This window comes from Psychrobacter sp. L7 (assembly GCF_002810365.1).
GTDB lineage: Bacteria > Pseudomonadota > Gammaproteobacteria > Pseudomonadales > Moraxellaceae > Psychrobacter > Psychrobacter celer.
In genome coordinates, this window is sequence record NZ_NEXR01000001.1 from 371,914 (window position 1) to 388,047 (window position 16,134).

The 16,134-nt window shown below is 49.3% G+C and carries 14 protein-coding genes; 6 read left to right on the forward strand and 8 right to left on the reverse strand.

Features of this window, described 5'->3' with window-relative positions; all coding sequences use genetic code 11:
* The first annotated feature begins 51 nt into the window (after window positions 1-51).
* Window positions 52-996: an EamA family transporter gene (locus CAP50_RS01605; protein ID WP_100748797.1), complete on the forward strand. Its 945-nt coding sequence runs from the start codon at window positions 52-54 to the stop codon at window positions 994-996.
* A gap of 212 nt (window positions 997-1,208) precedes the next feature.
* On the opposite strand, the gene CAP50_RS01610 is transcribed toward CAP50_RS01605, so the two are convergent.
* From CAP50_RS01610 to potA, 4 genes are all read right to left on the reverse strand, one after another.
* Window positions 1,209-2,099 carry a LysR family transcriptional regulator gene (locus tag CAP50_RS01610; RefSeq protein ID WP_100748798.1) on the reverse strand — a complete coding sequence of 297 codons (891 nt, stop codon included), beginning with the start codon at window positions 2,097-2,099 and terminating at the stop codon, window positions 1,209-1,211.
* A 107-nt stretch (window positions 2,100-2,206) separates the two neighbouring features.
* Window positions 2,207-3,007 (reverse strand): spermidine/putrescine ABC transporter permease PotC, encoded by an 801-nt coding sequence (gene potC / locus CAP50_RS01615; RefSeq protein ID WP_100748799.1) that lies wholly within the window; start codon window positions 3,005-3,007, stop codon window positions 2,207-2,209.
* Complete coding sequence (gene potB / locus CAP50_RS01620; protein ID WP_075101819.1) at window positions 3,007-3,894, reverse strand: spermidine/putrescine ABC transporter permease PotB; 888 nt, start codon at window positions 3,892-3,894, stop codon at window positions 3,007-3,009. The genes potC and potB overlap by 1 nt, the downstream gene beginning before the upstream one ends.
* Window positions 3,894-5,159 (reverse strand): spermidine/putrescine ABC transporter ATP-binding protein PotA, encoded by a 1,266-nt coding sequence (potA, locus tag CAP50_RS01625; protein ID WP_241900598.1) that lies wholly within the window; start codon window positions 5,157-5,159, stop codon window positions 3,894-3,896. Before potA ends, potB begins: the two co-directional genes overlap by 1 nt.
* A gap of 633 nt (window positions 5,160-5,792) precedes the next feature.
* Here potA and CAP50_RS01635 point away from each other — a divergent pair.
* From CAP50_RS01635 to CAP50_RS01645, 3 genes are all read left to right on the forward strand, one after another.
* On the forward strand, window positions 5,793-6,431 hold the full coding sequence (locus tag CAP50_RS01635; protein WP_075101817.1) for a carbonic anhydrase: 639 nt from the start codon (window positions 5,793-5,795) through the stop codon (window positions 6,429-6,431).
* 221 nt (window positions 6,432-6,652) lie between these two features.
* Complete coding sequence (gloA, locus tag CAP50_RS01640) at window positions 6,653-7,231, forward strand: lactoylglutathione lyase (protein ID WP_100748801.1); 579 nt, start codon at window positions 6,653-6,655, stop codon at window positions 7,229-7,231.
* Window positions 7,232-7,308: 77 nt separating this feature from the next.
* Entirely contained in the window at window positions 7,309-8,280 is a 972-nt protein-coding gene (locus CAP50_RS01645; protein ID WP_100748802.1) for a mechanosensitive ion channel family protein, read from the forward strand.
* A 112-nt stretch (window positions 8,281-8,392) separates the two neighbouring features.
* Here the strand turns inward: CAP50_RS01645 and CAP50_RS01650 are convergent, their stop codons facing one another.
* The 3 genes from CAP50_RS01650 to ribA form a co-directional block, all read right to left on the reverse strand.
* Window positions 8,393-8,860, reverse strand: coding sequence for a c-type cytochrome (locus CAP50_RS01650; RefSeq protein WP_100748803.1), 468 nt, complete (start codon window positions 8,858-8,860; stop codon window positions 8,393-8,395).
* A gap of 401 nt (window positions 8,861-9,261) precedes the next feature.
* Window positions 9,262-10,296 (reverse strand): oxygen-dependent coproporphyrinogen oxidase, encoded by a 1,035-nt coding sequence (gene hemF / locus CAP50_RS01655; RefSeq protein ID WP_241900599.1) that lies wholly within the window; start codon window positions 10,294-10,296, stop codon window positions 9,262-9,264.
* Window positions 10,297-10,303: 7 nt separating this feature from the next.
* Window positions 10,304-10,990 carry a GTP cyclohydrolase II gene (ribA, locus tag CAP50_RS01660; RefSeq protein WP_100748804.1) on the reverse strand — a complete coding sequence of 229 codons (687 nt, stop codon included), beginning with the start codon at window positions 10,988-10,990 and terminating at the stop codon, window positions 10,304-10,306.
* 461 nt (window positions 10,991-11,451) lie between these two features.
* On the opposite strand from ribA, the gene dxs reads away from it, so the two are divergent.
* Both dxs and CAP50_RS01670 read left to right on the forward strand, forming a co-directional pair.
* The gene (gene dxs / locus CAP50_RS01665) at window positions 11,452-13,485 is read left to right on the forward strand and encodes a 1-deoxy-D-xylulose-5-phosphate synthase (RefSeq protein WP_100748805.1); all 2,034 of its coding nucleotides are present in this window, start codon (window positions 11,452-11,454) and stop codon (window positions 13,483-13,485) included.
* Between the two features lie 268 nt (window positions 13,486-13,753).
* Entirely contained in the window at window positions 13,754-14,581 is an 828-nt protein-coding gene (locus CAP50_RS01670; protein WP_100748806.1) for an inositol monophosphatase family protein, read from the forward strand.
* 37 nt (window positions 14,582-14,618) lie between these two features.
* Here the strand turns inward: CAP50_RS01670 and CAP50_RS01675 are convergent, their stop codons facing one another.
* Complete coding sequence (locus CAP50_RS01675) at window positions 14,619-16,058, reverse strand: WS/DGAT/MGAT family O-acyltransferase (protein ID WP_100748807.1); 1,440 nt, start codon at window positions 16,056-16,058, stop codon at window positions 14,619-14,621.
* Window positions 16,059-16,134 lie beyond the last annotated feature (76 nt).

Sequence of the window (16,134 nt, forward strand, 5' to 3'; positions counted from 1 at the left end):
TCCTATGGTTAATACAAGATATAACCAGCCATAATTTTCTAGGCCAACGATATGACTCCTATATACACCGCATTGGCTGTACTAGTCACCTTTATTTGGGGTGTGAACTTTACCTTTATTGCATGGGGACTTGAAAGCTTTCCACCGCTAATGCTCACCGCCCTGCGTTTTTTCTTTACCGCTGTACCACTGGTTTTCTTACTGAAGCCGCCAAAATTTAACCGTACATTATTTATCTATGCTATCGGTACGTTTGTCATGCAGTATGCTTTTGTCTTTACTGCCATGCACTTAGGGGCATCAGCAGGATTGACGGCACTATTGTTACAAGTTCAAATTTTTATCACCGTATTGTTGGCGTATTTTATACTAGGTGAGGCAGTGAGTCGCATGCAAATCATCGGTATGCTGGTTGGTGTTCTAGGGCTTAGCGTCATTGCGTTAAATCTTGGTGGTGATATGCCTTTGGCTGGGTTTGTCTGTATCTTAATTGCGGCCATAGGCTGGAGCTTTGGTAACATTGCTTCAAAACAGGTGTCAACACAAGCGACGCAGCAAGGATCAGACGGAGCTATTATTTCGTCTAATACTGGAAAGAATAAGGCATCCGCGTTGTCTGCTCTCACTCTCGTGGTTTGGGGTGGTCTGATCGCTTGCGTGATTTTAACGCTATCTTCTCTCATATTTGAGACCGAGGCATGGCAGCTGGCGACGTTTACTAAGGCATCGCTTAAGTCTTGGTTATCACTTGGGTTTATTGTGTATATCTCAACGCTGATAGGCTTTGGACTGTGGGCGCATCTGCTTAGTCAAAATACGGCTTCTAAGGTTATGCCGTTTGCTCTATTGGTGCCAGTATTCGGTATGACAACCTCCGTGCTGTTCACAGGAGAGGTTGTGCAATGGTGGAAGATGCTGGCAATGGTATTGATATTGTCGGGATTGATGCTAGCGAATATGAAAATGAAACAGGGAAGAAAGCGCCAGCCAATATGACGTTAGCTGTACTTATTCCTATAATAGCGTTTACGGTAAATAAAAATAACGTGATCTACTATTCAAAAGCTCACTGCATGTACACAACGAAGTACACTGCGACTATTTCAGTGAGAAAAATCACTGATACCATTATCATACAGCCAATGCTTCAAGTCCTAACTAGGGTACCGAACTTTTACCCATAAAGAGTGATTATGGTAAATAAAACTTTAAACCGGCTTTACAATACCCTCTAACAAACTCGCAAATCCCTGCATATAAGCCATATCTTGACTGGCCGTGCGCGTTGCGGCATATAGCTGACAATGCACGCCGTCCCCCAATGGACGAGATACCACCCAGCCTTTTTTCTCATACTCCGCCACCACCCAATCAGGGAGAGCCGCAACTCCGCGCTCACTGGCGACCAGCTGTATCAGCATTGCTGTCAGCTCTGTGGTACGGACATTTTTGAAACTCACATCGCTTGGCGTCATAAAGCCTGCGATGATATCGAGGCGTTTGGCTTCGACGGGATAAGCGATCAAGGTTTCATCGATTAAGTCATGAGGCGCGATAAAGTCTTGCGCCGCCAAGTCATGTGTGGGCGACAGTACCAAACGGCTCTCATACTCAAATAGCGGCTGATAGCTGATACCCTCTATCGGCAAATCACTGGTGGTGATTAGCAGATCAATATCGCCCTCCATCAATAGATGATGTGGCTCCGGCTCAAACCCTGTGGCAAAGTCCAGCTCTACATCCGACCACTCGCGGCGATACTGGTTGAGTATTGGCATCAGCCAATCAAAGCAGCTATGGCACTCAGAGGCCAGGCGCAGGCGACCAGCTTGCCCATGGGCGAGGCGTTTTAGATTGGATTTGGTGCGGGTGACTTGCGGTAGGATGCTGTCGGCCAATGCCAGCACTATCTTGCCTGCTGGGGTAAAGCTCAGCGGGCGCGTGCGGCGATTGACGAGGCTGACATCATAATAGTTTTCCAGCTCTTTTAGCTGATGCGAGACGGCAGAGGCGGTGACATGCAGCTCATCGGCGGCCGCAGCCAGCGAGCCATGCGCGCGCAGTGCCGTCAATGTATTGAGATGACGAAGCTCTAACATAAGATAACCTAAGCACTTGGGTGAGAAAAATTCATTATAAACAATATATCAGTGAATTCCACTCAAATATTTCTATCAAGTGCTTGCTATTAGCCAGCCTTCAACGTCTAGCGTCGCCGTAATAATAGCTGTGAGATGACGACCAGTACCAAAGAGGCTACCAGTAGTAACGTACCGATGGCGTTGACCTCAGGTTTGAGGCCGACGCGTACCATCGAATAAATCCGCAGCGGCAAAATCTCATAGCTAGGCCCTGTGACAAAGGTCGATACCACCACATCATCGAGTGATAAGGTAAAGGCGAGCAACCAACCTGCCATCACCGCCGGCAAGATGACAGGAATCAGGACGGTGCGTACCATGGTCGATTCACTAGCGCCCAAGTCGCGCGCCGCTTCCATCAAGCGCTCATCCAAGCTGCTTAGGCGCGCAAACACGGTGATGACCACAAAGGGCAAGCAAAAGGTAATATGGGCAAGCAGTAGCGAAACAAAGCCTAACTGCAGACCAATTAATAAAAATAAGGCCAACAGTGAAATCGCAAGGACAATCTCAGGCGACATCATCAGCACAAATAGCAGCCCGTTCAATAAGCCTTTGCCGCGAAAGTCGTAACGATGTAGGGCAAGGGCGGTGAGCGTGCCGATTAGGGTTGAGACGGTGGCAGCGACTAAACCCAAGACGATAGAATGCCAAAATGCATCGAGCATCGCTTGGTTGTTAAATAGCGACTCGTACCATTTGAGGCTAAAGCCGCCCCAGTTGTAGCCGATTTTTGATTTATTAAATGACATCACCACCAAGACGATAATGGGCAGATATAGCAAAGCATAAATCAAGCCAAGATAGCCTTTGGCTGCGATACTGCCGAGGCTCGGCGGTTTGATGTGGCGTTGGTTATTAGGCATTAGGCCACCTCATTAAAATCAGTCTTACCAATGCGGCGGCTACTGGCACGATAAGCCAGCAATAGCACGGCCATCGCCAGTGTCAACAGCACGCTTGCCGCTGCACCAAAGGGCCAATCACGCGCGTCCAAAAACTGGTTTTTGATGATGTTACCCACCAGCAGGTTACGCGAGCCGCCCAGCACGTCTGCCACATAAAACATCCCCATCGCAGGCAGCAGCACCAAGAGCACCCCTGAGATAATCCCAGGCGTGGTCAGTGGCAGCACCACGTGCCAAAAGGTCTGGGTTTTCGACGCACCCAAATCTTGCGAAGCCAGCAGCATGTCGTTACGCAGATCGGTAAAGACCGCATACAGCGGCAGCACCATAAACGGGAACAGTAAATACGTCAGGCCTGCTATCACCGCGCCTTGCGTGTACAAGATATCGATAGGCGCGTCGATGATACCCAGCGTCAGTAGGGACTTATTGATCAAACCATTATTGGCAAACAATAATTTGAGCGCATAAGTCCGCACCAAAGAGTTGGTCCAAAACGGCAAAATCAAAAGCATCATCAGCAGCGGCTGCCAGCGCGTCTGGGCTTTGGAGACCAGCCAAGCAAACGGATAGCCGAGTAATAAACAAATCACCGTGGTGATACCAGCCATCCAGAGGGAATGAACAAACACCTCAAAATACAGCGGATCCACCATACGTATATAGCTGTCGATATTGACAGGCAGACTAATAAAGGCGCTGCTATCACGGGTCAAAAAACTGACCGCGATGACCAAGATGTTTGGCAACAAAGCAAATATCAGCAGCCAACCCCAGATGAGCCATAGCGTTGCTGTACGAAACGGGCTTTTATTGCCCAAGTTAAAACGGCTAGTACGCGCCATTAGCTGACATCCTTTTGTATGGCTGTTTTTTGTATAGCCACGCTTTGCTCAGGTGCTTGTGGTTCTGTTAAATGGTCTTCGGGCAATACCCACTCCCAGCCATCGACCCACGCCACCTTGACCGCTTCATTGAGCTTATAATCAAAGCTAGGATCGTCTTCATCAAAAAACTCAGAGGCTTTGATGATATGACCATTGGCCAGCTCGATAATCGAGTCTAAGGTACTGCCTTTATAGTTACTCTCGATGACACGGCCCAGCAAGCCTGCATGGCTGTCGTCTTTGGGATCATAAATGCGCAAGTCTTCAGGACGCAGCAGTAGGTTGACGATGTCGCCTACTTGTACATCGTTAGCAAAAGCAGGACGGCGCAAGTTGCGCAATGTGGCTTTACCTTCTTGCACCTGCGCTTCACAGACTTCAACCTCGATGCGGCCATTGGTCACGCGGCCATCACGATCTGGCTGATCGGGGTACACGCCTTTGACCTCTGCCTTAAACAGATTGGTCTCACCGATAAATTTGGCCGTAAATAGATTGGCAGGGGTTTCATAAATCTCGATTGGCGTACCGATTTGCTGAAACTTGCCGTCTTTCATCACCGCGATACGGTCGGACATCGACAGTGCTTCTTCTTGATCATGAGTGACAAAGACAAAGGTGATGCCAAGCTCGCGCTGCAAGCGTTTGAGCTCTGACTGCATCTGCAGACGCAGCTTGTGATCGAGCGCCGATAATGGCTCATCGAGTAACAGTAGTTTGGGGCGATTGATGACCGCGCGCGCAATGGCCACGCGCTGCTGCTGACCGCCAGACAGATCTTGTGGTTTGCGATTGGCTAAGTGCTCTAGCTGCACCATCGCCAGCATCTCACGTACCCGCGACCGAATCTCGTCTTTGGGGACTTTTTTGAGTTTGAGGCCATAGGCGACGTTTTGCGCGACACTCATATGCGGAAACAACGCATACTGCTGAAACACGGTGTTAACCGGCCGCTTATCCGCGGATAGCCCTGCCATCTGTACGCCGTCTAGATAAATCGCCCCTGCCGTTGGCTGCTCAAACCCCGCGATTAAGCGTAGCAGCGTGGTCTTGCCGCAGCCTGACGGGCCAAGCAGGGTCAAAAACTCACCATGCTGGATATCAAGATTGATGTCTTTTAAGACCTCAGTTTGATCATAGGTTTTTTGTAGGCCAGTCAGTTGTAGCAGTACAGTGTCTGATGACGCAGGGTTGGTATGCGTGTTTGCTGAAGATTGGGTCATAAATCTGGTTCCTAAGCCTCTTGCCTGTCCGTACTTTTTTAGCGTAGGGCACGACAAGGGCTGGCATGAGCATGGTCTGGTTATTGCGTATTATAACAAACCCTTACTATAAATCAGTGCAACTTCGTTATCAGTTACGCGAGTCATACCCGCAAGCCAAAGCGAATGGCGCGGATGGCTCGGATGGCGATAGCGCTCGTTATATGGCTTTTACGGTAGTATAATAGTAAGGCGTTTATGTGCTTGGACATTTTTCTTTCGAGCAGATTGTATTATCCTAGGCGCGGTTTTTGTATGGTTAATCCAATTAAAATAGGTGCCGTCCTAGTAGCATAAAGTGTGTTGATATACAGTGTGCCAGTTTTATGTCGAGTTGGTTGCATTTCATCATGAGCATGAGGGTCTTGGGGATAGTGGCAGAGGCGTTTATAGCGATATTAACGACATTAAAACAAAAGTTTTTAGCATTTTTTTGTCGGTGTTCCTATACAATCATGTCATGGCTGATACCAAAGTGTGCGGCATGACCTCATCGTCATTGGCCGTCTTTTGGTCTATATATCCATCATATTATTTATCTGCGATATATGAGCAGCCATCTATCATTTAACATTCGAAAAAAAAGGATTTCTCATGCCTAACGACACACGCCCCAAAACCGGTCAAGAAGCGCTTGAGCTTTTAAAACAAGGTAACGCCCGTTACGTCGACAGCCTCACCAACCCAGATCCTGCGATGCAGAGGCGCCCAGAGCTTATTAGTGATCAAGACCCGTTGGCGATTATCTTGGGCTGCTCAGATGCACGCGTACCGGTTGAGATTGTCTTTGACCAAGGGTTAGGGGATTTGTTTGTGATTCGGGTGGCAGGAAATGTCGTCGCACCGTCACAGATTGGCTCGGTTGAGTTTGCTGCTGAAAAATTCGGCACCAAGCTGGTGGTGGTGCTCGGTCACTCACACTGCGGCGCGGTGACCGCTTGCGTAGAAGCGCTCATCAACCCTGAACAAAACTACACGCCAAACCTACAGTCTATCGTCGATCGTATTCGTCCAAGTGTTTACAATTTGCACGAGCTGGCGACTGCCAATGGTCAAGACGTCGATGCCGATGAGCTGCTAGATCGCTCTATCAGTGCCAACGTGCGTATGTCTGTCAGTCAGCTCAAACATGGCTCCCGAGCCCTAGAGGACTTGACGACGAGTGGTAAGCTGCTCATCGTTGGGGCAGAGTACGACTTAGAAACCGGTAAGGTACGGTTTTTAGAAGACTGATCTGTGCTTGGAGTTTTGTACTCACTTGACGAAAGCGGCCCTCACACCAGAGCGGTGCGCTTTTTGCTTACAAAACCCTATCATTGATTGGTGCATTTTTGATTATCATAAAAGTAGCAAGCGCATCGCCATGCTGTGATTCGCTTGCTGATTCATTTGTTTTTTATATTAATTTTATATTAATTTTATATTAATTTTATATTAGGTATATTAGGATTGTTATGTCTCATTCAGCGTCTAGCTCAACCTCTCTTGATGATGCAGCGACTATCGCGCAGCCTGCCAGCAGCGTCGCGCGTGCAGGTATTCAGCCGATCTCAGCGCAAACCTCAGGCTTTACCTTTAACCACACCATGCTACGCGTAAAAGACCCTGCTAAGTCGCTTGAGTTTTATACTGGGGTGCTGGGTATGACCCTATTGGCGGTCAAAAAATTCCCTGAGATGGAGTTTGATTTGTACTTTTTGGCCAAGCTGACCGATAGTGAGCGAGAGAATCTGCCGTCAGGTGCCGATCTAGAGATCTTTGCCTTTCGTCAGCGCGGTATCTTGGAGCTAACCCACAACTATGGCACAGAGAGTCAGGCCGACTTTAGCTATCATGATGGCAATAGTGAGCCGCAGGGCTTTGGTCATATTTGCTTTAGTGTGCCCAATTTAGCAGAAGCGGTGGCTTGGTTTGACAAAAACAATGTCGAATTTAAAAAACGTCCAGAAGATGGCAGCATGAAACACATCGCCTTTATCAAAGACGTCGATGGCTATTGGATTGAGATTGTGCAAGCAGACTTGATGGCGTAGAGTGTTGAGGTGCATGATGCGCCACAAAATACAATGAGCCGCTGCGTTACCCAATCAATCAAAGGAGTGAACCGCCCATGCCTACCCCTGAGGCAGGAACCACAGTAAACGCTGACCGTGCGCCTGAGTCGCCGACTGATACGCTGACGTATCACAGCATCTTTGATTCGGCCAATGACATCATGGTGGGGTTTTTGGAGCGTATTCCTTATTTTGTCGCATCGCTCATTGTTATCCTGATTTTTTGGTTTTTGTCGATACTGTTCAAAAAAATCGTTCATAAACTCTTAGGTAGCCGTAGTCGCCATCAAAACTTGGTCAAGGTGTTTCAGCGGGTAGGCGGGACACTGATTATCTTTATCGGCTTTATGATTGCGATGGTGATTGCGGTGCCAGGGTTTACGCCCGCCAAGCTGATTGGCGCACTCGGTATCGGCTCGGTGGCGATTGGTTTTGCGTTTAAAGATATTTTTCAAAACTTACTATCAGGTATTTTGCTGCTGCTCTCAGAGCCGTTTCGTATCGGTGATCAGATTGTCTCAGGCGACTATGAAGGGACGGTGGAGGACATCAAAATCCGCGCCACCACCATCAAGACTTATGACGGTCGGCAAGTGGTCATTCCCAACTCAGACCTTTACACCTCGGCGTTGACGGTCAATACGGCCTATAAGCAGCGCCGTTTGCAGGTGGCAGTCGGTATCGGCTACGAAGACGATATCGAAGCGGCAAAAGCGGAGATTTTACGTGCGTTAGATAAGGCCGATAGCGTCTCGACGAAAGCTCAGCCTAGCGTGATTGCGACTGGATTTGGCGGCTCGTCTATCGATCTGACGGTACGCTGGTTTATCGAAGATGGCACGCAGGCCAATAAAGTCGCTTCCATTCATCAAGTCATCGTCGAGATCAAGACAGCACTGGATGCGGCAGGGGTCAATATCCCGTTCCCAATACGTACCATAGATTTAAGCGATCCGTCTGTCAGTGCTATTGTGGATAAGATGCAGACGCAGCAATCTCCTGCTACCGATCCGCAAGCGGCAAAGTAAGCCGATAGATACTTTTATAGCAACCAAAAAACCTATAGCAAAAAAAAACCGCCAAATCAGCAGATAAGGCGGTTTTTTGTGTCAGGTGGTTTTGACAGATGTTGCTCTGGACTTAGTCGTTTTTGACTTTAAAGTCAGTGTGGCATGATTTGCAGCTTTGGCCCACTTGACCAAACGCTGGCATGACATCATCCATGCTAGTGGCGGTTTGGGCGGCAGCATTTAGCTCAGCTGTCGCTTGTTGGAAGTTTTCTGCTTCCGCGCGAAAGCCGTCGGTATTTGACCATACCGCTTCAGTCGCGTTACCCGCGGCTTCTTGGTTTTCAAAATGGCTCCAAGGCGTGGCGGCATCTTCTGCCAAAAACGCAGCCTGCTCTTTAAAAATTTCTGCATCAAAGGTGTCAGGGGCTTCGGCCATATCGCCCATGACGCCCATCGCATCGCCCCAGCTTTTCATGTTGTCTTGACGCGCTTTGACATCAGGGTCCACAGAGGTGCTACAAGCGCTGAGGCCTAAAGCGGCCGCCATCAATGTGATACCAAAGACCGAGGTAAGTGAGGATTTGATAACTTGGGCCATATAAATTACTCCTTTAAATTTGGCTAATCGTCGGCGTGCTGAGAAAAACGCGCCGCAAATGACGTTTTATTATAAAAATGAACGCATAATGTTTAGAAACATCAGTGCTTCTAAATGACTTTTGCTAAAAATACATTCTATTGTAACGGTTAACTAAGTAAGGATAGTTAAAATAGTTGTTATCTCATCGTAATATCCATCGTAAGCGCGCTTGTCACGTGGCTTATCAGGCATCGTCGACGTGTCTTGGCGGATGGTTTTGCTGTTTGATATCTGCCTTATATAAATAAGGTCAGCCATGACAGCTGACCTTATATGCGCTTGGTAAGATAGATAAAAACGTAAGCAATAAAAACTTAAGCAATAGAAAAATACCTTGGTCTTTATTATAGGCAGACCTGCTATAGAGTCAACCAGTCGCGCGGTTTTAAGTAAAAATCTGTCAGCTCAAACTCAGGCGAGCCAGGCTCTGGCTCAAAGCGGTAATGCCAGCTGGCAAGCGGCGGCATACTGACTAAGATAGACTCGATGCGGCCATTACTTTGTAGCCCAAAGAGGGTACCGCGGTCATAGACGAGGTTGTACTCGACATAGCGGCCGCGCCGATACAGCTGAAACTGACGCTGCTCGTCGGTATAAGGGGCGGCTTTGCGCTGCTCAAAAATAGGCAAAATACCATCAAGATAGCCGTTGCCTACTGCTTTCATAAAGTCAAAACACCTCTCAAAGTCCCAGCCGCGGCTCTCGGTATTGACATCGTCATAAAACAACCCGCCAATGCCGCGCTGCTCATTGCGATGACGCAGATAAAAATACTCATCGCACCACTGTTTGAAATCAGGATAAACGCTGTCGCCAAACGGCGCGCACAAATCATGACAGACCTGATGCCAGTGGACGCAGTCCGCTAGCACAGGATAAAACGGTGTCAAATCAAATCCGCCGCCAAACCACCAAATCGGCGCTTCGCCTTCTGCTTCGGCGACGAATAAGCGCACGTTGGCATGGCTGGTCGGGACGTTTGGGTTTTTGGGATGGACGACGAGGGACACGCCCATGGCTTGAGCTTTGCGCCCTGCGATATTGGGGTGGCGCGCCGTCGCCGACGCGGGCAGGTTGTGCACGTGAATGTGGCTAAACATCACGCCGGCTTTTTCGATCACCTCACCGTCTGCTAAGACACAAGAGCGGCCGCCGCCGCCTTCTGGGCGCTGCCAATCATCAGGGACAAAGGAGGCATCACCGCCGCCGTCACGCTCTTGTGCTTCGAGCGCTTGGCAAATACGTGCTTGCAAATCGACCAAAAACGCGCGGACGCGAGCGATATCGTTATCGTTTGGTATGGCAGGGTTTGCCGCATCTGCTTGTGCCTGAGCGACGTTTTTGTCTATGACGTTTTGGTCTATATTGGTATTAGCTGTATCTGGAATACTCATAACATATCTATTTATTTAGGTGTATGGCAGTATTAAAGTCTTTGTCGAGCAAATGTCCCATGCGGTCGCGTTTGGTGGCGAGGTAATCCGCATTCATATCGTTGACACCCACCAGCAGAGGCACGCGCTCCACCACATTGATACCGTGTTCGGTCAAGTAGGCGACTTTATCTGGATTGTTGGTGATGAGCCGCACCGCATCGACGCCGACATGGGCGAGCATGGGGCCGCACATGTCATAAATGCGCGCATCAGCTGGTAAGCCTAACATTAAATTGGCATCTAGCGTATCATGGCCCTGATCTTGTAGCGCATAGGCGCGGATTTTGTTGGTCAAACCAATACCGCGGCCTTCTTGGCGCAAGTACAAAATAGCGCCGCAGCCTGCTTCTTGGATGGCTTGCATGGCGGTATTGAGCTGCGGGCCACAGTCACATTTTAGTGAGCTAAAGGCATCGCCAGTAAGGCATTCAGAATGAATACGTACCAAGGGCACCGGCGGCTCTGAGGCTGCATGCGCTGTGCTCGGCACGCGGGTGTTGTCTGCCGTCTCATCGGCCGCTACTTGCTCACACGCAGACAGCCCAGCGGTCAGCATCACATGCTCTTGGCCGTCGTCGTTTTCAAAAACATGAATATCAAACTCGCCATGACGAGTCGGTAGTTTGGCACTGGTAATAAATTGATATGACATTACTGTCCTGCATAAGCCGGTGGTGGCAGTAGAGTCTGTAAAAACGCGCTCACCTGCTCATGACGATAGCATGGTTTTGCGCTTTATGGTAAAAACACACAAAGTTCACAGACGGCGCACGATGATTAAAGCGACAATTAAAAAAAAATGCTATTATGCCATACTATTTTGACGGATACAGTGACAAGTCTTTACCCTTACATTACTATGTCGTCACGAACATTCGGTATTGATGTCTGATAATAAGGCATAATACTCATCCCAAGCCGCGCCGCGCTATATATTATGCTCGCGTGCTTGCTGTGAGACGCCGCATGATGGACTTTATGCCGGTGTTACATAAATAACTATATGGCTTGTTACATCAATAATGATGTAGATATTATTGACGTCGCTTGGCTATCTTTTTTTTATACCCTAAAGCACGTTTTGTCAGCAGATTGGTAGGTATCGTACGGTTTATGCAGCAGTCACCTTATTCCCCACAGTCTCAGTCCGTATCTGCGTCAGCCACTACGTCTGCGGTTCAGCTGCCCAGTTTGCAGCAGACTTATACGGCAATCCCACGTGTGCGCCCGCAGACGCCGCTGCTCGATAGTATCGATACGCCTGCTGATTTAAATGCCTTTAGTAGCGCCCAGCTGATTGCGTTAGCCGATGAGCTGCGCCTTTTTTTGTTGTATTCGGCCGGTCAAAGTGGCGGACACTTTGGTGCCAACCTAGGTGTGGTCGAGCTGACCATTGTCCTGCATTACTTGCTAGATGCGCCGCATGATCAGATCGTTTGGGATGTGGGGCACCAAGCCTACGCTCATAAAGTGCTGACGGGTCGCCGCGATCAGCTGGGCAGTATCCGTGCAAAAGACGGGTTGACGGCGTTTCCTGAGCGCGCCGAGTCTGTGTACGACACCTTTGGTGTTGGTCATTCATCGACCTCCATCTCAGCGGGTCTCGGTATGAGTCTGGCGCTGCGGTATCAGGGGCTGCCGCAGACGGTCGCTTGTATCATCGGTGATGGAGCGATGACAGGCGGTATGGCGTTTGAAGCCATGAACGACGCGGTGCAGCAAGATGCCGACTTGTTGGTGATTTTAAATGATAATGACATGTCGATATCTTGCTCGATTGGCGGGTTTTCGCGGCATTTGGCCATGCTATGGGAGTCGGGGTATCAAGTAGATATCTCTGATACCGGTCAGCCTATCGTCTGCCAGCGCCCTGATATGCAGGGGTTTGATCGGCGCAAACGCCACAAAGAGATGCGCGATGTGCCGCAGCTCGAGGACAATTTATTCAAAGCCATTGGCTTTACCTACTTTGGCCCCTTTGATGGCCACAATATACCTGAGCTACTGCGCGTCTTGTCATTAGCAAAACAAGTCAAAGGCCCCGTGCTGGTACATGTCTATACTACGAAAGGCAAAGGCTTTGCGCCTGCAGAGCTAGACCCAGTTGGCTATCATGCCATTAGTAAGCTACCAGATGAGCAGCCGCATGATACGCCGCCTGTTGCTAAAAAATCGCAGCCTGCGCTAAAGTATTCGCAAATATTTGGCCAGTTTTTGTGTGACAAAGCGCATGAAGATGACAAATTGCTCGCCATCACGCCAGCGATGGAAGAAGGCTCAGGCATGACCGACTTTGCCCGTCAGTTCCCAGAGCGGTTTTTTGATGTGGCGATTGCTGAGCAGCATGCCGTCACACTGGCTGCTGGTATGGCAACGCAAGGCGTCAAACCCATCGTGGCGATTTACTCGACGTTTTTGCAGCGCGGCTACGATCAGCTGATTCATGATGTGGCTTTGCAAGATCTTGATGTCACGTTTGCCATCGATCGCGCAGGATTGGTGGGCGAGGACGGCGCGACCCATGCGGGTGTGTTTGACTTTGCTTTTTTGCGCTGCGTACCCAACATGCTAATCGCTGCGCCAAAAGATGAAAACGAGTGTTATCATTTATTAAATACTTGCTATGAGTATCAAGGCTGTACGGCTGTTCGTTACCCGCGCGGCGTCGGTACAGGTGCTGCCATCGAGCGCCCCGCGCAGACCTATGACATCGGCAAGGCGATGATTGAGTCGGTAGTAGGACAAGATGACGCCTCCCTTAAGCTGGTGCTACTGGCGTTTGGCAGCATGGTCGCTGCCGCTGATTCGGCTGCTCAAGATATCGCTCAGCAGTTGCACTGTCAGGTACATGTGGTCAATATGCGCTGGGTGAAGCCACTAGATACCGTATTGTTAGAAGAGATACTGGCAGACGGCATCACCCATATCGCCACCCTAGAGGAGCACATGCTGATGGGCGGCGCGGGCAGTGCAGTCAATGAATACTTGCTCAATGAGTCGGCGGCCTTTAAGCATCATCGCCCAGCCATTTGCAATATCGGTATTCCGGATCGTTTTATCGCGCACGGCGCACCCGCAGAGCAAATGGCCGACTGTGGTCTGGATGTTGCAGGTGTGGTCAGTCAGCTCAAGCAACTGCTAAAATAAAACCCTATCATTCATAAAAAATTGCTAAAATAGCAGAGTAAAAAATAAAGCTTATAGGTTTTTTGCTTAAACCTCGCCTACTTGCCGTAGGTGTGAATTATTTGACAACTTGGGCGGTGCAACGACTAGCAATCATCTATTTGGTTTGCTTGGCGGCTAGGGTTTTTGTTAGGTTGATAGGATTTAGTTTTAAGTTGGCTTTATTTTTTGTACATTTTATCAGTGTTATCTCTTAAGTATATTCATTCATCAAGCAAATAGGTTATCTATGGAACCCATGGTCGTCATCGCAGCACGTGCTGCTGAAAAAGTCGGTAAAGAGATTTTATACGCGCATCAAAACCGTCACAAAATCGAGCTAGACATCGAGTCAAAAGGGCTTGATGGACTGGTCACCCGTATTGATCGTTTTAGCGAAGAGCTGACGATTGAGACACTAAAAGCCAGCTACCCAAACCATTCGTTTTTGGGTGAAGAGTTTGGTATGCAAGAAGGCCGCGGCGAAGATGCCGACTGGTGCTGGATTATCGATCCACTAGACGGCACCAAAAACTTCGTCCATGGCGTGCCGCAGTTTTGTGTCTCTATTGCCGTACAATATAAAGGCGTGACCGAGCACGGCGTGATTTATGATCCTGTGCGTGACGAGATGTTTTCTGCCAGCCGCGGCAAAGGCGCGCGTCTCAACCAACGCCGTATCAATGTCAGTGAGCGTAAAGTCATCGACGGTGGGCTATTTACCACCGGTCATCCGCTTGAGCGCAAACGCAATGGCGAAGTCATCTCTTATGCCAAGCAGCACTTTGAAAGCCTACAAAAAATCTCTGAAGCGGGCGGACAAGTTCGCCGTTTAGGCTCAGCCGCGCTGGATCTGTGCTATGTGGCGGCAGGTCGTTTTGATGGTTATTTTGAGATGTCTATCAAGCCGTGGGACATCGCAGCAGGTGAGCTGATTGTCACCGAAGCACGCGGCGTGGTCGTCGATCATACTGGCGCGCACAACTCGATGACATCAGGCTCTATCTTTGCTTGTAACGTCAAGCTGCTCAAGCCATTGATGCAAGTGGTGGTACCGACTTGGGGCGATGCGTTTTAAGCCGCCGTCAACGATCAAATCTTAAAAGCTGGTACCATTATGGTGCCAGCTTTTTTGTGTGCTGAGGGTTTTGGTCATCACACTTGTCCTTGACCGTGATGCCTTGAAACTCAAGCTCTTTGCTGGTCGCCTCTAGCAAATCCAGCTCTTCTTCGATCAGTATCAGCATGTCTTGTATATGCGGTAGCGCTTTACTACAGGCAGTGATGCCAAACTCAATCCTATCGAGGTAGCTGGCGAGCGTGATGTTCATCGCTTGACCATCAAAGACGATAGAGGCAGGGTATAGCGATTGTAGCTTTGCGCCATTCCAGTATAAGGGCTTGGTTGAGCCGGGTACATTGGAGATGATCAGGTTAAAGGCTTGTTTTTTGGGGAATAAGCCTGTCGCCAGATTGATGCCTTCCCACGCATACGCAATCACGCTGTAATTGATCACTTGGGCCTGATTCATACGGCGAAAACGGCGTTTGCCGTTATTCATGCTGCGGTGGATAAGCTCGATGCGGCGTAGTGGATCATCAAGGTGCGTGCCGAGGTTTGCTAGGACAAATGACAGCTGGTTACCTGAGACGCTATTATCAGTACGTAGCGACATCGGGACAAAAGCGATCAACGGCTTGCTGGGTAGGGCATCCATGGCGAGCAAATAACGACGAATGGCCCCTGCACAGACGGCAAGCACCACATCATTTTTGCTGATTTTTAGGCGGGCGGCGATATCGTTAAAGCGTTCGATATCATAAGACTGCGCAGCGATACGACGAGAGGCGGAGATACGTTTGTTTAAGATGCTCATCGGCGCATCAAAGGTGCCGACATAGCCTTCGTCGCCATGGTTTTTGAGGTTGTCCAGCAGCTCAGTAAACACCGGTTTGATAGTAGAGATTTGCTCTTTGATGATGCGCCGCACAGAGCGCTCTTTGGGCAGTATGGCGTTGACTTGGTTGCGGTGGCGCGCCATCAATGACCACACAGGCAGGGTGACAGGCTCGGTGGCGGACTGCGATAGGGATTTTTGTACCAAACGCATGGCTGCAATACCATCGACCAATGAGTGATGGATTTTAAAATACAGCGCAAATCGTTCAGCACCGCCCTCAGTCTCGGGCTGGATGCCTTCTATCACGTGGCATTCCCATAGCGGCATGGCGCGATCTAGCAGCCGTCCGTGCTCCCTTGACACATACATCAGCAGCTCGCGAATCCGCGCAGGGTTTGGCAGCGCGACATGATGCAGATGATGCTCCACATCGAAGTTTTTGTCTTTTTTCCAAAAGATCAGATGCTCTAGCACTTGGTTAAAAGGAAAGCTTGGCGGCACGTCGGACTCTTGCATTTGTTTTACCAGCTGATAGACAAAATCACTATCCGCCGCTTTTGGTAATTCAAATAAAAACAAGCCGCCAACGTGCATGGGCTGTTTACGCGACTCAAGAAGTAAAAATAATTGATCGACTGCTGTGAGAAGTCGCATAATAAATCCTTTTATGATGTTGGAAAAAAGACCTGTGATGGTGGCGTCATATCTGGCGCCACACGATCAGGTGTCC